Source organism: Rhizobium sp. BK399 (assembly GCF_014194695.1).
In the GTDB taxonomy this organism is placed as follows: domain Bacteria; phylum Pseudomonadota; class Alphaproteobacteria; order Rhizobiales; family Rhizobiaceae; genus Rhizobium.
The window spans coordinates 319034-340458 of record NZ_JACIAH010000002.1 but is presented as its reverse complement, the minus strand read 5'-3'; the positions used below and the strand labels follow the sequence as shown (position 1 = coordinate 340458).

At 59.0% G+C, this 21425-nt stretch carries 20 protein-coding genes; 10 read left to right on the top strand and 10 right to left on the bottom strand.

What is annotated here, in order from left to right:
* Positions 1-349: 349 nt before the first annotated feature.
* Positions 350-2206: an ABC transporter ATP-binding protein gene (locus FHT97_RS08145; protein ID WP_183861206.1), complete on the top strand. Its 1857-nt coding sequence runs from the start codon at positions 350-352 to the stop codon at positions 2204-2206.
* A gap of 59 nt (positions 2207-2265) precedes the next feature.
* On the opposite strand, the gene FHT97_RS08140 is transcribed toward FHT97_RS08145, so the two are convergent.
* Positions 2266-2475, bottom strand: coding sequence for a hypothetical protein (locus FHT97_RS08140; protein ID WP_016554714.1), 210 nt, complete (start codon positions 2473-2475; stop codon positions 2266-2268).
* 182 nt (positions 2476-2657) lie between these two features.
* On the opposite strand from FHT97_RS08140, the gene FHT97_RS08135 reads away from it, so the two are divergent.
* Complete coding sequence (locus FHT97_RS08135; RefSeq protein ID WP_183861204.1) at positions 2658-4577, top strand: ABC transporter ATP-binding protein; 1920 nt, start codon at positions 2658-2660, stop codon at positions 4575-4577.
* Here FHT97_RS08135 and FHT97_RS08130 read toward each other — a convergent pair.
* The gene (locus tag FHT97_RS08130) at positions 4533-5465 is read right to left on the bottom strand and encodes an endonuclease/exonuclease/phosphatase family protein (protein WP_183861202.1); all 933 of its coding nucleotides are present in this window, start codon (positions 5463-5465) and stop codon (positions 4533-4535) included. The genes FHT97_RS08135 and FHT97_RS08130 overlap by 45 nt on opposite strands.
* A gap of 282 nt (positions 5466-5747) precedes the next feature.
* Here FHT97_RS08130 and petA point away from each other — a divergent pair, with 282 nt between their 5' ends.
* The 4 genes from petA to FHT97_RS08110 all read left to right on the top strand — a co-directional run bounded on the left by petA (position 5748) and on the right by FHT97_RS08110 (position 9195).
* Positions 5748-6326 (top strand): ubiquinol-cytochrome c reductase iron-sulfur subunit, encoded by a 579-nt coding sequence (gene petA, locus FHT97_RS08125; protein ID WP_016554711.1) that lies wholly within the window; start codon positions 5748-5750, stop codon positions 6324-6326.
* 13 nt (positions 6327-6339) lie between these two features.
* Positions 6340-7617 carry a cytochrome b N-terminal domain-containing protein gene (locus tag FHT97_RS08120; RefSeq protein ID WP_016554710.1) on the top strand — a complete coding sequence of 426 codons (1278 nt, stop codon included), beginning with the start codon at positions 6340-6342 and terminating at the stop codon, positions 7615-7617.
* Between the two features lie 26 nt (positions 7618-7643).
* Positions 7644-8537: a cytochrome c1 gene (locus tag FHT97_RS08115; RefSeq protein WP_183861200.1), complete on the top strand. Its 894-nt coding sequence runs from the start codon at positions 7644-7646 to the stop codon at positions 8535-8537.
* A gap of 115 nt (positions 8538-8652) precedes the next feature.
* The gene (locus FHT97_RS08110) at positions 8653-9195 is read left to right on the top strand and encodes an adenine phosphoribosyltransferase (protein WP_016554708.1); all 543 of its coding nucleotides are present in this window, start codon (positions 8653-8655) and stop codon (positions 9193-9195) included.
* A 9-nt stretch (positions 9196-9204) separates the two neighbouring features.
* Here the strand turns inward: FHT97_RS08110 and FHT97_RS08105 are convergent, their stop codons facing one another.
* The 3 genes from FHT97_RS08105 to ychF are packed head-to-tail and all read right to left on the bottom strand — an operon-like array spanning position 9205 to position 11259.
* A complete protein-coding gene (locus FHT97_RS08105) occupies positions 9205-9669 on the bottom strand; it encodes a MaoC/PaaZ C-terminal domain-containing protein (protein WP_016554707.1) in 465 nt (154 codons plus the stop codon).
* A complete protein-coding gene (locus FHT97_RS08100; protein ID WP_183861198.1) occupies positions 9666-10136 on the bottom strand; it encodes a MaoC family dehydratase in 471 nt (156 codons plus the stop codon). The genes FHT97_RS08105 and FHT97_RS08100 overlap by 4 nt, the downstream gene beginning before the upstream one ends.
* A gap of 19 nt (positions 10137-10155) precedes the next feature.
* On the bottom strand, positions 10156-11259 hold the full coding sequence (gene ychF, locus FHT97_RS08095; RefSeq protein ID WP_183861196.1) for a redox-regulated ATPase YchF: 1104 nt from the start codon (positions 11257-11259) through the stop codon (positions 10156-10158).
* A gap of 180 nt (positions 11260-11439) precedes the next feature.
* Between ychF and clpS the strand changes: the two genes are divergently transcribed.
* Together clpS and FHT97_RS08085 are read left to right on the top strand one after the other, a co-directional pair.
* Positions 11440-11751 carry an ATP-dependent Clp protease adapter ClpS gene (clpS, locus tag FHT97_RS08090; protein WP_183861194.1) on the top strand — a complete coding sequence of 104 codons (312 nt, stop codon included), beginning with the start codon at positions 11440-11442 and terminating at the stop codon, positions 11749-11751.
* Positions 11752-11830: 79 nt separating this feature from the next.
* Positions 11831-12214, top strand: coding sequence for a hypothetical protein (locus FHT97_RS08085; RefSeq protein ID WP_183861192.1), 384 nt, complete (start codon positions 11831-11833; stop codon positions 12212-12214).
* A gap of 2 nt (positions 12215-12216) precedes the next feature.
* Here FHT97_RS08085 and FHT97_RS08080 read toward each other — a convergent pair whose 3' ends face one another.
* The 5 genes from FHT97_RS08080 to FHT97_RS08060 form a co-directional block, all read right to left on the bottom strand.
* Positions 12217-12678 (bottom strand): GNAT family N-acetyltransferase, encoded by a 462-nt coding sequence (locus tag FHT97_RS08080; protein WP_183861190.1) that lies wholly within the window; start codon positions 12676-12678, stop codon positions 12217-12219.
* 3 nt (positions 12679-12681) lie between these two features.
* Positions 12682-13398, bottom strand: a complete 717-nt coding sequence (gene pth, locus FHT97_RS08075; RefSeq protein WP_183861188.1) for an aminoacyl-tRNA hydrolase — start codon at positions 13396-13398, stop codon at positions 12682-12684.
* 90 nt (positions 13399-13488) lie between these two features.
* A complete protein-coding gene (locus FHT97_RS08070) occupies positions 13489-14208 on the bottom strand; it encodes a transporter substrate-binding domain-containing protein (RefSeq protein WP_183861186.1) in 720 nt (239 codons plus the stop codon).
* Between the two features lie 22 nt (positions 14209-14230).
* On the bottom strand, positions 14231-16591 hold the full coding sequence (locus tag FHT97_RS08065) for an EAL domain-containing protein (protein ID WP_183861184.1): 2361 nt from the start codon (positions 16589-16591) through the stop codon (positions 14231-14233).
* Between the two features lie 184 nt (positions 16592-16775).
* Complete coding sequence (locus FHT97_RS08060; RefSeq protein WP_183861182.1) at positions 16776-17396, bottom strand: 50S ribosomal protein L25/general stress protein Ctc; 621 nt, start codon at positions 17394-17396, stop codon at positions 16776-16778.
* A gap of 336 nt (positions 17397-17732) precedes the next feature.
* Between FHT97_RS08060 and FHT97_RS08055 the strand changes: the two genes are divergently transcribed.
* On the top strand, positions 17733-19799 hold the full coding sequence (locus tag FHT97_RS08055) for an EAL domain-containing protein (protein ID WP_183861180.1): 2067 nt from the start codon (positions 17733-17735) through the stop codon (positions 19797-19799).
* 79 nt (positions 19800-19878) lie between these two features.
* Complete coding sequence (locus FHT97_RS08050) at positions 19879-21333, top strand: hypothetical protein (RefSeq protein WP_183861178.1); 1455 nt, start codon at positions 19879-19881, stop codon at positions 21331-21333.
* Positions 21334-21425 lie beyond the last annotated feature (92 nt).

The following is a 21425-nucleotide window of genomic DNA, read 5'->3' as shown; positions in this document are numbered from 1 at the left end:
ACCTATTGCAACTGTGATTTTGGCGCAACAGGACGCATTTTGGCCGACAATTGTTCAATTTCCGGCCCGTCGGGACTGGAAATTGAGCTTGTTTCGCGTTAAGGGTGCACATCTTTTAATCGCCAGAAGGGAGCGCCAGATGGAAATGTTGCCGCGTATGCGCTCTCGACGCGTGAACCCGCGAGTGGCGATCTGGCACGCCTAGTGCCATTTCTTTCCTGAATTCCCATTTCTAATCCATTGCGCGGCTGTCGTGGCCTCGCCCCGTGAACGTCCGGTTCCCATATGAGCTCAAGCGCCTTTTTGCGCGAGCCGGGAGGCCGGAACTGCGAAGTTTCGGAGCATTTTCATGTTTGGCTGGTTCGAACAGCGACTCAATCCCTTCCCCAGTGAGGAGCCGGTTGCTCCCCCGAAGGGCCTTTTTGCATTTTGCTGGCACTACACGAAGCCGGCAGCACCGTGGCTCGCCATCATGGCGGTCCTGACGGCGCTGATTGCCGTCGGCGAGGTGGCACTTTTTCAGTTCCTCGGTGACATCGTGGACTGGCTTACCAAGGCGGACAAGGCGACATTCCTGCAGACGGAGTGGCCGAGGCTCGCGTGGATGGGAGCGTTGATCCTGATCGGTCTGCCGCTGGCAGCAGGCCTGGACTCGCTCATCATGCATCAGGTGCTTCTCGGCAACTATCCGATGATCGCCCGCTGGCAGATGCACCGCTTCCTGCTGCGTCACAGCATGACCTTCTTCGCCAACGAGTTCGCCGGACGCGTTGCGACGAAAGTGATGCAGACTTCGCTTGCCGTTCGTGAAACGACGATGAAGATCCTCGATGTCTTCGTCTATGTCGTCACCTATTTCCTGTCGATGATTATCGTCATCGCGGCCGCCGACGTGCGGCTGATGGTGCCGATCCTCGTCTGGCTCGCCGTCTATATCGGCATCGTTTCCTACTTCGTGCCGCGGCTTCGCAAGATCGCGGCACAGCAGGCGGACGCGCGCTCGATGATGACCGGTCGGGTGGTCGATAGCTACACGAACATCGCGACGGTCAAGCTGTTCTCACATGCCGGCCGTGAGGAGACCTATGCGCGGAGCGGCATGGAGGAGTTCCTAGGAACCGTCCACTCGCAAATGCGCCGCGTCACGCTGTTTCATATAGCGGTCTATATGAACAACTGCGTGGCCCTCTTCGTTGTATCAGGCCTGTCCATCTGGTTCTGGCTGAACGGACAGATCTCGGTCGGCGCGATCGCCATCGCTATTGGTCTTGCGATGCGTGTTAACGGCATGTCGCAGTGGATCATGTGGGAAGTCTCGGCCTTGTTCGAGAACATCGGCACGGTCTATGACGGCATGGAGATGATGACGAAGAAGCACGACATCGTCGACAAGCCGGACGCGCAGCAACTGTCGGCAAAAAAGGGCGCGATCCACTACGAACGCATCCGTTTCCACTACGGCAAGGGCAAAGGCGTCATCGACAATCTCTCCCTCGACATCAAGGCGGGCGAGAAGGTTGGTCTTGTCGGTCGCTCCGGCGCGGGCAAAACGACGCTGATGAACCTGCTACTGCGCTTCTATGACCTGGAGGCGGGCCGCATCACCATCGATGGACAGGACATCTCGGCTGTGTCGCAGGAGAGCCTGCGTGAACTGATCGGCGTCGTGACACAGGATACGTCCCTGTTGCACCGTTCGATCCGCGACAACATTGCCTATGGCCGCCCAGAGGCGAGCGATGCCCAGATCATCGAGGCCGCCAAGCGAGCGAATGCCTGGGAGTTCATCGAAGGGCTTTCCGACATGCAGGGCCGCAAGGGACTCGACGCGCAGGTTGGCGAGCGTGGCGTGAAGCTCTCCGGCGGTCAGCGCCAGCGCATCGCGATCGCCCGCGTCTTTCTGAAGGACGCGCCGATCCTGGTGCTCGACGAGGCGACATCGGCGCTCGACTCCGAGGTTGAAGCAGCGATCCAGGAGAACCTGTTTGCGTTGATGGAAGGCAAGACGGTGATTGCGATCGCGCATCGGCTGTCGACGCTCACCGAGATGGACCGCCTGATCGTGCTCGACAAGGGCAAGATCATCGAGGCTGGCGCGCATGCCGAACTTGTCGAACAAGGTGGCGTCTACGCTGACCTCTGGAACCGCCAATCCGGCGGCTTCCTGGCAGATCACTCGGAAGAGACGGAAGAGGCGGCCGAATAACCAGAAGCCCTCCCTGCGAATGCCGGGAGGGCTTCAATTTTTCGCGCATGGATGTCGATTCAGAGGCTGTCAGCCCAGTCTTTCACGCGGTTTCCTTCGACAAGCATGCTGTTGGTCGATGCAAGCGCACGCAACGCGAACAGACGTCGCTCTTCCTCGCGATCGACCCACACAGAGATCGCCTCGGCGATAGCCTCGTCGTAAGATATTTCCAGCTGTTCGACGATTGCATCAAGTCGTTCCGCAAGGGGCAGCGGAATACTTGACATGACTGTCTTCCTTGCTTGCATCGCGGCCGTCTCCCGTAAAAACCCATTGTACCCCGAGATTGTGGCGGGGTCAGTCGCATTCAACAGCGATGCCGCTGTTGTTACCGATTGTTACGAAAATATAAGGTTGCGCCCTGGAGCCGTTGCTTTCCCGCTCTGGCTAATAAGCCTATATCGCATTTATGCTTATAAAACGACTCCTCCATGCCTTCGAAAATTGGATTAATCCCTTTGCGCCGCGAGAAAACATCCAGCCGCCGCGCTCAACGTCGGGATTCATCTGGTTCTATATTGGCCAGGCTAAGGCGCCCTTCGTTGCGATGCTCGTGCTCGGCGGGATGTCGGCGGCGATAGAAGCGGCGCTCTTCTGGTTCGTCGGACGGCTCGTGGACATACTTGCGACGATCAAGCCGGCGGAAGGCTGGAGCGGTCTCCTTGCCGCGCATGGCGCCGAACTGTTCGGTATGCTCGTCCTTATCGGTATCGTCCGCTTTGTCGTTGCGCTGTTGATTGCGCTGGTGGACCAGCAGGTGATTACGCCCGGCTTCTATAATCTGGCGCGCTGGCAATCGTACCTGCATGTCTCGCGGCAATCGCTCTCCTTCTTTCAAAGCGATTTCTCCGGCCGAGTCGTCACGAAGGTCTGGTCGGCCGGCCAGGCCACGGGCGATCTGGTGACGTCGCTCATGGAGAGCGTCTGGTTCGTTGGCATCTATGCGGCGACGACGTTAGTGCTCGTCGCCCGGCTGGACTTCTCACTTGCCGCAGTCGTGCTTTGTTGGCTGGGCGTATTCGGCGTTCTCGCGCGCTATTTCGTGCCGCGCATCCGATTTCATTCCCGGGAAACGGCTGAAGCCGCGTCGATGATCAACGGGCGCATGGTCGATGCCTACAGCAACGTCCAGACCCTCAAGCTGTTTGCGCGGGACGAAGAGAGCGACCGCTATATGCGAGAAGGCTTCGACTTCTATCAGCACACCGTGCTGCGGTTCACGCGCTTCATCACCGGTGTACGTGCCTCTATGGCGCTGCTCTCGGGCATCATGATCGTCATGATGGCCGGCCTCAGCGTGCATCTGTGGCTGGCAGGCCTCGTGAGTTCCGGCGCCGTCGCTTTCTCGCTGGCGCTCGTCCTGCGTCTGAACTTCCTTCTCGGCCGCTTGATGACACAGTTCAACGGCATCATGCGCAACCTCGGCACGATACAGAATGCCGCCGATTTGATTTCGCAGCCGCTTGGGCTGGTCGATCGGCCCGACGCTCGCGACCTCGTTATCCGACGGCCCGGAATCCGCTTTGAGAGTGTCTCTTTTCACTACGGCAGGAAAAGCGGCGTCATTGACGACTTTTCGCTCACTATTGAGCCAGGAGAAAAGGTTGGCATCGTCGGCCGCTCCGGGGCGGGCAAGTCGACTCTGGTAAACCTGTTGTTGCGCCTCTACGACGTCGAAGGTGGGCGGATATTGGTCGACGGCCAGGATATTGCCGCCGTCAGGCAGGAGTCCCTGCGCATGCAGATCGGGGTCGTCAGCCAGGACACGTCACTGCTGCACCGTTCGGTTCGCGACAACATCCTGTTCGGTCGCCCCGACGCGGGCGAAGCGCGTCTCGTCGAGGCGGCGCGGCGGGCGGAAGCGCTTGCCTTCATCGAGCGGCTGCAGGACCAAAACGGCCGCAGGGGCTTCGAGGCTCATGTCGGGGAGCGAGGTGTGAAGCTCTCCGGTGGCCAGCGCCAGCGCATTGCGATTGCGCGCGTGATGCTGAAGGATGCGCCAATTCTCGTTCTCGACGAAGCGACTTCGGCGCTGGATTCCGAGGTGGAGGAGGCGATCCAATCCAATCTGATCGGCCTCATGGAAGGCAAGACCGTGCTCGCCATCGCGCATCGGCTCTCGACCATCGCCGCGCTCGATCGATTGATTGTCGTCGATGAGGGCGAGATCATAGAGGAGGGCACGCACGAGACCCTGTTGAAGCGCGGAGGTCTTTATGCAGAACTCTGGGCCCGGCAATCCGGTGGATTCCTCGCCACCGATATCGAGGCGCCGTCTCCTGCTTCAGCGGTCGATGGTAAACTCGGCAATGAGGCCAAAGTGGTTTGAGCCCATATTGTCTTCGATGCGTTTGACCGACTTCAGCCGCAGCGGCGGGCGGGCGAGAACGTGGTCGATGCTGATGCCGAAGCGGACCGCCTTGATCGGCCAGCTCGCCGGTTCCGGAAAGACGGTCTGAAACCCGGTTTCGCGCATGAAGCGCTGAATACGTGGGTCGATAATCGCGGAATTGAAGTCGCCGGCAAGAACGAGGGGACCATCGATCGCGCTTGCCATGGATCTGAGATCGAAGAGTTCGTCTGTCAGGAAGTCGTCGAAATAGGGCTTGGCGAGGTGGGCAGCGAGGAAATTGATCTTCGTGCTGTCGAAGTCGATCGCTGAGCGTGTCAGCCGGTTGCGCCACAGATCGCCCAGGCTGCTCACCTTCTTGTCGACAAATGGGCGCTTTGAAAGCACGAGCGTGTCGCATTCGTTGGTCTCCGCACCGCAGCCTATGTGATAAGGATAGGTGGCAGCCAAGCGAGCGATGTGAGGGCGAAGCGGCGCGGCCTCCAGGACGTTCACGACGTCCGCGTTCGAGGCGATGATGAAATCCGCAATGCGACCCGCATTGGCGAAATTCTCGTGCTCGATGTTGAAGGACATCAGCTTGAAAGAGGGCCGCGTTTCTGTATTCGCGGGCATGGCCGCAAATTCTCTCAGCATTATTACGCCATGTCCCAGCAGCATCACTGCGATGGTGAGTAGCAGGTAGGCGTACCAGTGGCGCTTGAGCACCAGAAGGATCAAACACCCTGCGACCGCCGCCAAGGCAAAATGGATCTGAAAGCTATAGACAAAGGCCAGAAGCCAGACGTGCGTGACGTAGCGCAGCGACATCAGCGCCAGCAACAGCGAAAGGAGGACACTCGCTATGCAGAATAAAGTGTCTTTCATCGCCGGACATGGAAGAGGGAAGCTTCAGACCGTCGCTAGCATGGGGCGCGAATTGGTGCAACGCACAACTGTGGCAAGCATGTGATTGTCTTCGAAAATCATCTGAAAATTCCCGCGACATTGTGCCCACATGGTCTTGCCAAGGCTGGACATAATTTGCGATCAAGCTTAGAACGCGCCGGATTGGTGGGGAATCTATGGTCGAATTGTGTCGCGACAGATTCGCCGCCGCGAGGGGAAGGGCGGAGTTCCGCAAAAATTGCGTAGAGGATGGTTTAAGCCGTGAGCGAACACGAAACGACAAGCGAGATCACGGGTGAGCCCACTCGCCGTGATTTCCTTTATCTCACCACTGGTATGGCGGGCGCTGTTGGCGCCGTTTCGGTCGCATGGCCGTTTATCGATCAGATGCGCCCGGATGCTTCGACATTGGCTCTGGCATCCATAGAGGTCGACGTTTCCAGCCTTGAGCCTGGGATGTCGCTGACCGCCAAGTGGCGCGGCAAGCCGATCTTCATCCGCAACCGTACGCCCGAGGAAGTGAAGGCTGCTGACGAGGTTCCGCTGTCCGATCTCAAGGACCCGGTAGCGCGCAACGCCAACCTGCCTTCCGACGCGCAGGCAACCGGCGTCGACCGTTCCGCCGGTAAGGACAAGGAAAACTGGATCGTCATGATCGGCTCGTGCACCCATCTCGGCTGCATCCCGCTCGGCCAAGCTGGCGAATACAATGGTTGGTTCTGTCCCTGCCATGGCTCGGTCTACGATACGGCCGGCCGCATTCGCAAAGGTCCGGCACCGCAGAACCTGGCGATCCCGACCTATTCATTCATTTCCGATAAAGTAATCAAGATCGGTTGAGGGGGACTGATTTATGAGTGGCCATTCCAGCTACGAGCCATCAACCGGCCTCGAGAAGTGGATCGATTCGCGGCTGCCTTTGCCGCGCATGGTCTACGACAGTTTCGTCGCATATCCGGTTCCGCGGAACCTGAATTATGCCTATACCTTCGGCGCCATGCTCGCGGTCATGCTTGTCGTGCAGATTCTCACCGGCGTCGTGCTTGCCATGCACTACGCCGCGGAAACGACGGTTGCCTTCAATTCCGTCGAGAAGATCATGCGTGACGTGAACCACGGCTGGCTGCTGCGCTACATGCACGCCAACGGTGCTTCGTTCTTCTTCGTTGCAGTCTATCTGCACATCGCCCGCGGTCTCTACTACGGCTCCTACAAGGCGCCGCGCGAAATCCTCTGGATCCTCGGCGTGCTCATCTACCTCCTGATGATGGCGACCGGCTTCATGGGCTACGTTCTGCCCTGGGGTCAGATGTCCTTCTGGGGTGCAACGGTTATCACCGGTTTCTTCTCGGCATTCCCGCTGGTCGGCGAGTGGATCCAGCAGTTCCTGCTCGGTGGCTTCGCTGTCGAAAACCCGACGCTGAATCGCTTCTTCTCGCTGCACTACCTGCTGCCCTTCGTCATTGCCGGCGTTGTGGTCCTGCATATCTGGGCGCTGCACGTTGTTGGCCAGACGAATCCGACAGGCGTCGAGGTCAAGACCAAGACGGATACCGTTCGCTTCACGCCTTACGCGACCCTGAAGGACGCGCTCGGTGTATCGATCTTCTTGCTAGTCTACGCCTACTTCGTCTTTTACATGCCGAACTTCCTCGGCCACCCGGACAACTACATCCCGGCTGATCCGTTGAAGACGCCTGCCCACATCGTCCCGGAGTGGTACTTCCTGCCGTTCTACGCGATGCTGCGTTCGATCACCTTCAACATCGGGCCGATCGACTCGAAGCTCGCAGGCGTTCTGGTCATGTTCGGCGCGATCATCGTGCTGTTCTTCCTGCCCTGGCTCGATACCTCGAAGGTTCGCTCGGCTGCCTATCGCCCGTGGTACAAGCTGTTCTACTGGCTGTTCGTCGCCAATGCGATCGTTCTTGGCTGGCTCGGTTCCCAGCCGGCTGAAGGCCTTTACACCACCATCTCGCAGATTTGCACGCTGCTATACTTCGCCTTCTTCCTGGTTGCCATGCCGGTTCTCGGCCTCGTCGAGACACCGCGCCGCTTGCCAAATTCAATTACCGAAGCGGTTTTGGAAAAGCGCAACAAGGCGGCGGCCGCTGAGCCGGTCAAGGCCTGAGAGTGCGGCAGGAAGGGAAGAGAAACATGAAAAAGCTTGTTACAAGCCTCCTGTCGCTTGCTGTCGTCGCAGGATTGAGCGGCGCAGCATTCGCCCAGGAAGCGGCCTCGAACGGCGCCGAGCCGGCAAAACATGCCGAAGGCGAGACGCCACATTTTCCGCTGCTCCATCCGAAGCATGAGCATTGGACATTTGCGGGCCCGGTCGGTCACTATGACAAGGGCCAGCTGCAGCGCGGCCTGAAGGTCTACACCGAAGTCTGCGCCGCCTGTCACTCGATGAGCCTTGTGCCCTTCAGAACGCTCGGGGCGCTGGGTTACTCGGATGCCCAGGTGAAGGCCTTTGCCGCCAACTACGAGGTTCAGGACGGGCCGAATGCCAGCGGTGACATGTTCACCCGCAAGGCCATTCCGTCGGATTACTTCCCGTCGCCGTTCCCGAACCACGAAGCGGCGGCAGCGGCCAACAATGGCGCGGCGCCGCCGGACTTCTCGCTGATCGCCAAGGCGCGCGGCATCGAGCGCGGCTTCCCGCAGTTCCTATTCGACATGATCCCATTTGTCGGCGGTTATCAGGAAGGTGGTCCCGACTATATCTATTCGCTGCTGACCGGCTACGACCAGCAGCCGCCAGCCGGCGTCCAGGTGGCTCAGGGAACTCACTACAACCCGTACTTCGCTGGCGCTGCCGCACTGGCGATGCCGAAGCCTCTGTCGGACGGCCAGGTCACCTATGACGATGGCGCGCCGGCGACGGTCGACCAGTACGCCAAGGACGTCGCATCGTTCCTGATGTGGGCCGCCGAGCCGCATCTCGAAGAGCGCAAGCGCACCGGCTTCATGGTCATGGTCTTCCTCGTGATCTTCACGGGACTGATTTATCTTACGAAGCGTTCGGTCTACGCGAACAAGGAACACTAAGCGCTTTGTTCCAGAGCCTAGGAAAGGCGGCCTTCGGGCCGCCTTTTTTGTTGGTTCCGAGAGTGGCAATTGGTAGGGTGCGCGGAATTGAAGCCCTGCAGAATATGGATAATCCATGAGCAATACGATTTCGGAGCTTGCGGCCAGCATCCGCTCCATCCCGGACTACCCAAAGCCCGGCATCATCTTTCGTGACATTACGACGCTTCTCGGCAATCCACGCGCGTTTCGCCGCGCGGTCGATGAACTGGTCCAGCCCTATGCCGGCATGAAGATCGACAAGATCGCTGGGGCCGAAGCGCGAGGCTTCATTCTGGGTGGTGCGGTTGCCCACCAGCTTTCGGCAGGGTTCGTACCGATCCGCAAGAAAGGCAAACTGCCACGCGACACGGTGCGCGTCGCCTACAGCCTTGAATACGGTGTCGACGAGATGGAGATGCACAGGGATGCCGTGGAGCCCGGCGAAAAGGTCATCCTGGTTGATGACCTGATTGCGACCGGCGGAACCGCCGTCGCCGCTACGCAACTCCTCCGCCAGATGGGTGCGGAGGTCGTTTCCGCCTGTTTCGTTATCGACCTGCCGGATCTTGGCGGTCGTAAAAAGCTCGAAGACCTTGGCGTGGATGTCCGGACGCTGGTGGAATTTGCGGGCCATTGAGGCCCGCGACTATTCAAATTCGATGACCGTGCTTTCGAACCGCACCACCGGCGTACCGTCGATCGTTCCCTCGCACAGAATAGTGTTCAGTCGACGCCCTGGGCGGGACACCAGAGGGCGGCTTGAGAGGAAGGTCACGGAGTAGGTCACTTCTTCGTCGGCGAAGACCGGCCGCAACCATTGCAGCTTCTGGAAGCCGGGCGAGGGACCGAGCGTGGGGGGCTTGATGCCCTCGCTTGCCAGTCGCGCGCTTTCCGCGCTCCAGTAGGCAACAAAGGTCTTCATCCATGCCGCGCAGGTGTGCCATCCCGATGCGCACAGACCACCAAAGAGGGTAGTCTTTGCAGCTTCCGCGTCCAGGTGGAACGGTTGAGGGTCGAAGCGCTCGGCAAAGTGGACGATCCGCTCCGCCGTAAACACATAGCTGCCGATTTCAGTCTTTTCACCGCTGGCGTAACGCTCGGCCATGATCATGCTGTTTTCTCCAGCACGTCACGCATGACGAACATGATCGAGTTCTCCGACGCGCAGACGAGTTCGTTCTTCTGATTTTCCACCTCGTGGCGGAACTTGACCATGCCGATGCCGGGCCTCGAGCGCAGCGTGCGAGTCTCGACAACCGTCGAATGGCCGGAGAGCGTGTCGCCAGCCAGAACGGGCTTGCGCCATTCCATAAAGTCCACGCCGGGGGCGCCTTGGGAGAACGAGTCGAGGAGAAAACTATCCGCCATCATACGCATGAAGAGAGCCGAAGTGTGCCAGCCGGATGCCGCCAACCCACCGAGAATGCTCGCGCGGCCAGCCGCTTCGTCGACATGCATCGGCTGGGGATCGAATTCACGCGCGAACTCGATGATCTCTGCTGCCGTGACCGTCCGCGGGCCGAGCGTAAAACGTCGGCCCAGCTCGAAGTCTTCGTAGAAAAGTTTCATGCGGCCCAATCTCCCCGGCCGTTGCTGATCAGGTGTTGAAGCGGAAGTGGATGACGTCGCCGTCCTGAACGACGTATTCCTTGCCTTCGTCGCGGCCCTTGCCTGCTTCCTTGGCGCCGACTTCACCCTTGAAGTTGATGTAGTCGTCGTAGCCGATGGTGAAGGCGCGGATGAAACCCCGTTCGAAGTCGGTGTGGATAACGCCTGCCGCCTGCGGTGCCTTGGTGCCGCGCACGATCGTCCAAGCGCGCGTCTCCTTGGGGCCGACGGTGAAATAGGTGATCAGGTCGAGCAGGTGGTAGCCCGCGCGGATAAGCCGGTCGAGGCCGGCTTCCTCGAGGCCGAGCGCCGATAGGAACTCCGTTGCTTCCTCTTCGGGAAGCTGGGCCACCTCCGACTCGATGGCCGCCGAGATAATGACGCATTCGGCGCCTTGCTGTTCGGCCATGGCGGCGACGGCCTTGGTATGCTCGTTGCCGGTCGAAGCGTCGGCTTCCGCGACGTTGCAGACATAGAGCACTGGATGAGACGTCAGCAGGTTGAGGCCCTTGAGGATCTCTATCTCCTCGGGCGCCAGTGTCTTCAAGAGCAGGCGTGCGGGCTTGCCTTCGTTCAGCAGCTTGATGACGGCCTCCATGACCGGCAGCTGGGCAATAGAATCCTTGTCCTTGCCGGTGGCGCGCTTGCGCGTCTGCTCGACGCGGCGCTCGAGGCTTTCGAGGTCGGCGAGCATCAGCTCGGTCTCGATCGTATCGGCATCGCCGACCGGGTTGATGCGGCCCTCGACGTGAGTGATGTCGTCGTCCTCGAAGCAGCGCAGCACATGCACGACGGCGTCGACTTCACGGATGTTGGCCAGGAACTTGTTGCCGAGACCTTCCCCCTTCGAGGCGCCGCGCACGAGGCCGGCGATATCGACGAAGGAGATGCGGGTCGGAATGATTTCTTTGGAGCCGGCGATTGTTGCCAGCTTCTGCATACGGGGATCCGGAACGGCGACTTCGCCGGTGTTCGGTTCGATCGTGCAGAAGGGATAGTTCGCCGCCTGCGCCGCCGCCGTCTTGGTGAGCGCGTTGAAGAGGGTCGATTTGCCGACATTCGGCAGACCGACGATACCGCATTTGAAGCCCATGACCTGAAACCTGCTATTCTTGAATTCGTTGGTGCTGGCTATGGGATAAAACGCGCCTTGCGGTCAAGCTTTTCGCGCAACTCTGTTGCATTCCGAGGGTTGAAGGCCAGGCTTCGCGGCGCAATATAGGTATCGGCGAACTGTTCTCGCCTCTCCATGTCATCAACGGGTGGGTTTCCGATGAGTGACAACGATATTGCCCTTAAACCGAAGACGAAGTCGAAACCGAAGCTGGATCGGCCGAAGCTTTACAAGGTCATCCTTTTCAACGACGACTACACGCCGCGAGAATTCGTGGTGATGATCCTCAAGGCCGTCTTCCGCATGAGCGAAGAGACTGGCTATCGCGTGATGATGACGGCCCACAAGATGGGATCAAGCGTGGTTGTGGTCTGCACCAAGGACATCGCGGAGACCAAGGTCAAGGAAGCGATGGACTACGCCAAGGACGCCGGTTTCCCGTTGATGTTGACGGCTGAGCCCGAGGAATAGGTTGGCAATTTCTTAACCACCCTCGTTAATTCGACATCCGCTGTTTTCCGGCAGTATGCCCGCATCGGTGGGGGTGTTCATGCAAGGGGAAGCAGCAACATGGCACTATCTCGTCGCCGCAGGGCTTTTTGCGTTTCTTGGTGCGATCGGCCATGTTTGCCGGGCCGTCTTCAACGTTCTCCCTGATCGGGTGACTGACCGGCCGTTGATGGACCTGCCGCTATCGTCCGGTTACGATCTGCCGGATCTGCTCTTCGGGACGGAATATGACGACGCCGGCTATTATCGTCTCGACAGCCTCAAGAATTTCCGCATTTCCTGTGTGTTGACCGTGGTTGGTGGGCTGTTGGCCATGCTGTTTTCCCCGGGCGTCTCCATTGCCGTGGCCTGGTTGATCGACAGCGGCATTCTGTGGATCTGGAACCTTCTTCTCTTCAGGCTGCACGCAGTTGGATTGCTATGAGCTCAGTCGCCAGCCGGTCGCCGGATCTGGTAGCCAGTCTTGTCCCGTGTGAAGCCGCAGTTCTCGTAGAAGCGTAGCGTGGCGTGATCCTTCGAGCCGGTCAGAAGCATCACCTTGTAACAGCCGGCCTTCCACGCGGTTTCAACCGCGTGGTTGATCAAGGCGCGGCCATAGCCGCGCTGCCTGTGGTCGGCGGCCGTGACAACGTTCTCGATGAAAGCATAAGACGCGCCGCTCCGGGTCAGATTGGGAACGATGATCAGCGTCACCGACGACGCGGCGGTTTGACTCGCGACTCCGACGAAGATCGTCATGCCAGGTTGTGCGAGGATCGCTTGGAACCGCTCTTCGGCGTGCGCGCGATCCATGGCCGGATCAGCCGGGTTGAGCTCATGGTAGAGGGCAAGTAGTTCCGGCAGGTCGCCTATCTCGGCGGCGCGGATGACGAGTTCGCCGGTCGGCATGGCTCAGTCACCCTTGCTGCCGAACATCTTCTTCAGCATTTCGGCCATCGGCCCGGTTGCAGGCAGCTTTGGCTGATTGTGATTGCGAGCCTGGTGGATGTGGGACTTCGCCGCCGGCTTCTTTTCGGACTTCGGCTTTTCCTCTTCGGCCTTGCCGCCAACCGCAAGCGCCAGCTTGTTCATCAACTGCGAGTCTTCCTTGCGAACAAGCATGTCGGCGTTATCGGCGAGCGCATCGAGTAGCGGCTCAAGCCATGCCTGGTCGGCCTTGGCGAAGTCGCCGAGGACGTGGTGCTGCACGAGCTCCTTGACGCCCGGATGGCCGATGCCGAGGCGCAGGCGGCGATAGTCCTTGCCGCAATGCGCGTCTAGTGACTTGATACCGTTGTGGCCGCCATGGCCGCCACCCGTCTTCAGGCGCGCCTTGCCCGACGGCAGGTCGAGCTCATCATAGATCGCCACCAGGTCGGCGGGCTGCAGTTTGTAGAAGCGCATGGCTTCGCCGACAGCCTCGCCAGAGAGATTCATGTAAGTCTGCGGCTTGATAAGCAGCACCTTTTCGCCTGCGATCTCGCCCTCGGCGATCTCGGCTTTGAACTTTTTCGACCAAGGCGAAAAATTGTGGCGGCGATGGATCGCGTCCACGGCCATGAAGCCGATGTTGTGGCGGTTTCCGGCGTATTTCCCGCCGGGATTGCCGAGGCCCGCGATAATCAGCATGGCTCGTCTATTCCTTGCAAATGTGCTTTATGCGTTCACCATCGCGAAACGACGCCAAAGTCAAGGCGAAGCCACCATAAACGCGGAAAATTAGTCCGCGGAGCTCAAGCCGTACTTTATGAAGATGGTCTTCTGTGTGCCGTCGGCAATCAGTCTGTCCAGTGCAGCCTGCATCTTGGTCAGCAAATCGCTCGGGAAGTTCTTCTCGCAGGCAATCCCCATTTGCTGTGAGGACAGCACCGTCACCTTGTCCAATGGCTGTTCTGCCTTGAGTTTGGCGAAGTAGATCTCAGAGATCGGCATCATGTCGATGCGGCCGTTGAGGAGCTTGCGCAATGTGGCGTTGAAATCGGTGGCGACGTCCAGCTTGGTGAAGCCGTTCTCCTTCAGCGTCGTCTCCGTGTAGTCCTCGCGCTGGGTCCCGATCGTGTACTTCTTGGCCTCCTCCAGGTCGCGTGCCACGACGCCGGAGCCTGATCGGGTGATGAGGATGTTGCGATCAACCAGAAGGGGTTCGACCCATCTAAACATCGGGTCGCGCTTCGCATTGTGAGCGGTCGTGAAGACGCAGCTCAAAGGTGTCGTCTGGGCGAGATTATAGGCCCTGGCCCAAGGCATCATCTCGATCTTGTAATCGATCCCAGCGTCCTTCATCAGCTTGTCGACTTGTTCGACTGAGGCGCCTTTGATCGCCTTGCCGTCGCGATAGCTGAAGGGAGGGTATTCTTCCGTGGCGAGCGTGACGCTGGCCGCAATGGCGTGGGTCGCGGCAGCAAAGCCCAGAAGAGTGAAAAGCAGCAGTTTCTTCATGGTGTTGCCTTTCCTTGGCCGCTCAGGACGCGCGCGCGATGGGCTGCTCGGCCTTCGACAGGCGCTCGATCAGAGCGGCTGCATGCTGGGGGCGATGGAACAGGTATCCCTGGCCGAAGTCGAGGCCCATTTCGTGCAGCGTCTGGCATTCGTCCTCGGTCTCAATGCCTTCGGCAATGACAGTGCAGCCCATTTTGTGGGACAGCGTCGCGATGCTTTCCACCAGAGTTCGGCTCTTCTCGCGCACCTCGTCGTTGCCATCGTTGATCGACCGGGTGAAAGACTGGTCGATCTTGATGATGTCGACTGGGAAGCGATTGAGATAGCTCAGCGAGGAATAGCCCGTACCGAAGTCGTCGAGGGCAATCCGGCAGCCGAAACGGCGCATCTCGGCGACAACGGTGCGGATTTGCGGATTGTTGTGCATCAGCACCGCCTCGGTGATTTCCACGACGATGCGCTGGGGGCGGATACCATGGCGGCCAAGCAGTGCGGCAAGGCGCGCGGGCAGGGTGGTTTCGAATTGTAGCGGCGAGAAGTTGATGGCGAGATAGCTGTCCTGCATCCCGGGAAGGCGGGAAATGGCCGCAAGATGTGCGATCGCCTTCTCCATGACAACGTTGCCGACGCGCACGATCTTTGCCGTTTCCTCGGCGACGTTGATGATCTCGGCCGGTGCCATCAAGCCCCGTTGCGGATGGTTCAATCGCATCAAGGCCTCGAAACCGGCGATATCGCGGCCGTTCAGGCTGACGATCGGCTGCAGGTAGGCGTCGAACCAATCCTCGGCGAGACCGATCTCAATATAGTTCTCGATCTCGGCGCGAGCCCGAGTATGGTCCATCATGCCGTTGTCGAACAGTTGTGCGCCGTTCTTGCCGTCGCGCTTCTTCGCGTACATGGCCATGTCGGATTTCTGCAAAAGCTCTGCCGCGTTCGCTGCATGGCGCGGATAAATGGCGATGCCGACGCTGGCGCTCAGATGCAGGTCTGGGCCGAACGGCTCGACGAAGATGGAGGCGATCTGCTCGGCCATTGCGCTAGCCCGCCGGGTGGCATCCTTTGCAGGCAGAAGGATCGCGAATTCGTCACCGCCAAGACGAGCAGCCTGATCCGATGGGGCCAGGTGCGTCTTCAGACGGCTGACAAACTCGCGTAGTGCCCTGTCACCTTCGGCATGCCCAAGGTTATCGTTGATCCACTTGAAGCGATCGAGGTCCACGAAAAGGCAGGCCAGTTCCTGGGTTGCTGCGTCTGCTTCGCGGATTTTGGCGTCCAGCACAGCTTCGAAACCCTGACGGTTCAGGAGGCCGGTCAAGTGGTCCCTGATGGCCTGCTGATGGTTGCGGGCTTCCGAGGCCTTCAGCTCGGTTACATCAGTCATGACAGAAAGAGAGAGCCGGTTGTGACCCGCCGAAGCTGCTGTCGACTCCAGAATGAGTACGTCCATGATGTTGCCGTCGGCGCACATGAACTTGACCGTAACGTCAAGAGCGGCGCCGCCATCGAGTTCGTTCTTGCGCTTCAGGAAGGCTTCGCGCGTATCTGATGTCACGAGGTCTGCGAATCTTTGGCCGATCACGCGGGGCCGATCGTAGCCGGTCGCGACGAGCCAATAGTCGCTGACAGCGGTTATGCCGTCAGTCTCATCGAGCGAGAACAGCATGGCAGGCGTCAGGTCGTAGATGTCGACGGCGCGGCGATGCGCGAGCTTCAGTTCGCGTTCCTCGCTTTCGAGCTTCGACTGCATCTCGTTGAAGCCCCGGGCCAGGCGTCCCATCTCGTCGTTCGACTGCCAGTTGACGTGATGTCGCGACCCGAGTTGGCGCGTGGCCTCGACTGCGGCCGTCAGGCGCATCAACGGGCGGATGATGAAGATCCGATTGCCGACCAAAGCCGCGGTGAATACGGCAAGCACCGCGAAGATGAAGATCGACATGAAGACGATTTCTTCGTGCTTGAGGCCGGAGAAGAGACCGAGCGCCGGATAGAAGACCGAGATGGTACCCAGATTCTTTGGGCCATCGATCGTGTTGTATATGATCGCGCGCGAGACCTGGACGAGATTGCCATTGAATGACTTCGGTATGGTCGACTGTGTGACGTCGAGCTGGCCCGATTGATCGCGAACCTGAACCTTGACGATGGCACCCTGCGAAACGATCGTCGCGCTGATCTGGGTCACGCTGTCGTCGTCGAGGTCCCAGAGCGGCTTTGCGAGCGCCTGAGAATTGGCGACAAGAAGAACGGAGATGTGGTCGCGTATTTCCTTATCCGCACGCTCGGACGAAAGAAAAAGGAACAGCACGAACAGTGGAGCAACGAAAAGGAGCAGCGCTCCGCAAATGATTGCCAGAAAACGATTTTCAACGGAATTACTCATCGTTCCGTTTGCTCCCCGCCGCACTTCCTACGCCCGCGGTTTCTACGCCCGCGGGTCTCCAAAACGTACCGGCATGGTTCCATGAAATGTATTAAATGTTGCTGAAACAGGACCTTTGCGCGTAATTGAAAAGGCCCGCTTTCGGGAGAAAGCGGGCCCTATACTTTACAAATTATGGAAGCGATTAAGCTTCAGCTTCGCCTTCGCCAGCTTCTTCAGCGGTTTCATCGACGCCGCCTGCCGGAGCAATGATCGTGGCGACCGTGAAGTCACGGTCTGCGATGACGAGCGACACGCCCTTCGGCAGGGTCACGTCAGAAATGTGGATGCTGTCGCCGATCTTCTTGCCGTTGAGGTCAACGTTGAAGAATTCCGGAATCGCATCGGCCGGGCAATGAACTTCGATTTCGTGACGAACGATGTTCAGAACGCCGCCAGCCTTGAGGCCCTGGGACTTTTCTTCGTTGATGAAGTGAACCGGGATTTCAACGGTAACCTGGGTGTTGCCGGAAACGCGCAGGAAATCCACGTGCATCGTGAAGTCACGTACGGGATCCAGCTGGTAGTCCTTCGGCAGAACCTTGTACTTCTTGCCGTCGACTTCGATGGTCGCGATCGTGGTCATGAAACCACCGGCATGAATGCGCTTCGTCACCTCATTGGTGTTGAGAGCGATAGAAATGGGGGCCTGCTTGTCACCATAGATGACAGCCGGGATGAGACCATTGCGGCGAAGTTCACGGGCGGACCCCTTACCAACCCGTTCGCGCGCCTCGGCCTTGAGCTCGTAGCTTTCGTGGCTCATGACTTTTCCTTCCGAGGTTATTTGGAGAGCTCGACGCAGGCATTGCCTGTCGCTGAACTGGAGGCGGGTTTCCCCATCCTCATCCGCATTGCCTCCAAGGGTGTCTGTGCGGACGCGTGCGCTATAGTATAGATGTGACGGAAACGCAAGCTGATCGCTTGATGCTGGCGATGGTCATGGCCCGGGACAAGCTGATGGCGAACAATCCAGGTGCAGCATTTCCAGAAGTTGAAAGCAATCGAGAAGGCTTAACCATATAGCCGGATTTTCCGCGAGATTAAGTAATACAAAATGTTGCTGCAGATATGAAGGCCAAAACGCAACTTGGTCCTCCCGATGCCACGTCTCCTTACCTGCATTGTCGCTGAACACAGCTGGCCGCATCTGATCTTTGCAACGGTGATTTGCCTGCTTGGCTGCTTGCTCACCGTGCGGCTTTTCTCGCGAGTTCGGCGCACGCAAGGACTGCAGAAGTTCAATTGGCTTTTTCTATCGGGCTTCGTTGGCGGCGCGACGATTTGGACAACCCATTTCATTGCCATGCTTGGCTTTCGTGCGCCGACGCTCAGCGGCTATGAGCCGGATCTCACGCTGCTCTCGCTTTTCATCGGCGTCGCTTCGGCGATGATCGGCTTTACGATTGCCTCGGTGCGTAGCCAGGATGCGCTGGTCGAAGCTGGGGGCGCGATCGTCGGCCTTGGCGTAGCGGCGATGCACTATGTCGGCATTGCCGGCTACAAGGTGGCAGGCGACATTCAGTGGGACAGCGCTTATGTGATCACTTCGCTGATTGCAGCGGCTGGCTTCGGCGCGCTGATGGCAACCCGTGTTGCGCGACCGACTGCCCGCTTCAGCCCGGTCGGCGCGGCGTTGCCGCTCATCCTCGCGATCGTTTCAACGCATTTTCTCGCCATGGCGGGCATGACGATCGTGCCGGATACCACGGTCGCCGTTCCGCGTGAAATTCTTTCCGTGGGCGTGATGACCAGCCTGGTCGGTGCGGTGATGATCATCATCTTGCTGCTCGGCGCGTCTACCTACATCATCGACATGCAGTCGACAGAAGCGGCGGTCGCTCGCTACCGTCATCTGTCGCTTCATGACCCGCTGACTAACCTTGCGAACCGTTCGGCGCTCAACGAACATCTCGCCGCGGCTACCAAGAGCACCCATGAAATCGGCTGGAACGTCGCGGTCCTTTGCTTCGACCTCGATCGCTTCAAGGAAATCAACGACGTCCATGGTCATGCGGCTGGCGATGCGGTGCTGCGCGCGATCGGCGAGCGACTGGCAAAGGTCATGCAGAAGGGGCAATTTGTGGCCCGCGTCGGCGGTGATGAATTTGTCGTTGTGATGCGAGATCACGTTGGCCGTTCGGAGACGAAGATCGGGGCCCAGCGTCTGCTCGACGAAATTGAACGGCCAGTGGAGTGGAACGGCCAGTCGCTGAGCGTCGGCTCCAGCATCGGTATTTCCAGCTATCCAGACAGGGCGCGCACCGTCGATGACCTGCTTTCGCAGGCCGATGTCGCGATGTACCGTGCCAAGACGACGGCCGGCAGCAGCATCTGCTTCTACGATCCCTCGATGGACGAGGCTGCGCGGGAACGAAGCGCGCTGGCGATGGAGATGCGTGAAGGGTTGAAGAACGGCGAATTCCAGCTTTTCTATCAACAGCAGAACGATACCGTTACACGCGAGGTGCTCGGCTTCGAGGTTTTGCTACGCTGGAAGCATCCGACGCGCGGCTACATCTCGCCGGCTGAATTCATTCCGATCGCCGAAAAGACGGGTTTCATCATGGAACTCGGGGAATGGGTGCTGCGCAGCGCCTGCGCGGAGGCCGCCAGCTGGAAGAATCCCTTGGGGATTGCGGTCAACGTGGCTGCCCAGCAGCTCGCCGATAGTCGCTTGCCGCAGATCGTACAGCAGATCCTGCAGGAAACCGGCTTGGCAGCGTCGCGGCTCGAGCTTGAGATCACCGAATCCGGCATTATCGCCGACCACGGGCACGCGCTGAACGCCATACGCCGGCTGAAGGCATTGGGCGTCAAGGTGGCCATGGACGATTACGGAACCGGCTATTCCTCACTATCGACCCTGCAGAGCTTCCCATTCGACAAGATCAAGATCGACCGCGCCTTCGTCGACGGCGTCGTTACCAACAAGCAGTCGGCGGCCATCGTTCGCTCGACGCTCATTCTTGCGCAGAGTCTTGATATTCCGGTGCTGGCAGAAGGTGTGGAGCGGGAGGAGCACATCGAGTTTCTTCGCCGCGAAGGCTGCTTGCAGGTCCAGGGCTTTCTGTTCGGGAAGCCGATGCCGCGTCTCGACATCGAGGCGTTCGTCAATACTGACGGCAATGGCCCGACGGACGCCGCGAGGACCGACGCGGCAGCCTGACCGCGTTGCAACCCGGCTTGACATTGGCCCTGCGGAAACCTCACATGCTCGCAAAACTCAAGCGGCGGAGGAATTCAGTATGCGGCTCAATCTCATTGCGGCAACAAGCACGATTGCAATCGCACTGGCATCTTCAGCCTATGCCGTCGACATCAATCAGGCGGGGGCGAAACAGCTCGAGGAAAGCCTGACGAAGGTCGTGCCGGAGAGCGTGGCAAAAGATGGCTTCGTGACCGTAAAGCCGGCGGGCACACGCTATGAGATCATTTATGATTTCGCAAAGCTTCTGAAGAAGATCGAACCGGGCACCTTTGCAATCACCGGCTTGACCCCGTGGTCGATGTTCGCAACGCCACTGGAAACTGGTCTATGGAGCATGGAGGGGAACAATTCCCTGAATGTTTCCGGGAATTTCAAGGCGCCGGGACAACCGAAGACGGATTTCACCTACGCCATCGATGCCTTCCTCTTCAGCGGCGTCTTCGACCCGGCGATCAGTTATTTTCGCTCAGGCGATTTCTCAACAAAGGCCGTGAACTTTTCGTCGAAGACCGAAGCCGAGGAAGTCAGTGCCAGCTTTGACGGCATGAAGTACAAGCTGACCTCGTCTGAGGGTGCCACTGCTGGTACTGCCAATTTCGCCACCAGCGGCTCTGCTTCGGGATTCTTGGAAAAGATCAGCAGCCGTGAGGTGCCACCGGTCGAAATTCGCGCCGACGCGATCGATTTCGCGGCGGCGGTGAACGGCCTGCCAGCAAGCAAGGTTCGCGACATTATCATGTTCGCGGTCGACCACGCCGACGACAAGAAGCTTGCCGTGGCGGATAGCGACAAGTTGAAGGGAATGCTTCGCGAGGCGTTCCCGTTGCTCACGAGCTTCAACGAAACCATCGACTTCAACAATCTGACCGTCTCCAGCGCTGCGGGTAACGGCGGTGCGAAGAACGTCAACTATGCAATTACGCTTGATGGCCCGACTGATGCGACGCGTTTCGGAGTTGGCGTGACAGCGGAGCAAATCAGTTTCGCCAGCGCGATCGTTCCGGCTGCCTATTCCGCATTCGTGCCTCATGAGTTTCAGCTGCAGTTTGCCATTGCCGACATGGATTTCGCGGCCTTCGGGGACGAGTTTCTCAAGGTTGATTTCAGCGGCGACACTTCATCGGAGGATAGCGGCAAGAAGGCGGCTGAGCGGCTCTTCAAGGGTGGCGAGTTGGTCATGGATTTCCCGAAGATCAGCGCAGTCTCGGGTGTTTACGACGCCGAGTTTTCCGGACAGGTTCGCGGGCGAATTGACACGTCCAAGGATTATTCCATGGATGCAACAGTTTTGGCACGCGATCTGGACAAGACCATCGCCGCCGTTCAGGAACTTGCAAAGACCAATGCCGATCTCAACCAGGTATCGTTCGGCCTGATGATGGCCAAGGGCTTTGCCAAGACAGATCCCGATGGGCGCCAGCGCTGGGATATCAGCGTTGCGCGCAACGGATCCGTGACGATCAACGGCCAGGTCATCAAGGGCGCTGACTGACGCTATCGCAGCGTTGCCGCGCCAAGTGCTGGGGCGGAGACCACTTGCGGGCAATCAATGTCCGGTTCATGCTGTCTTGGCGGCGCAAGGTT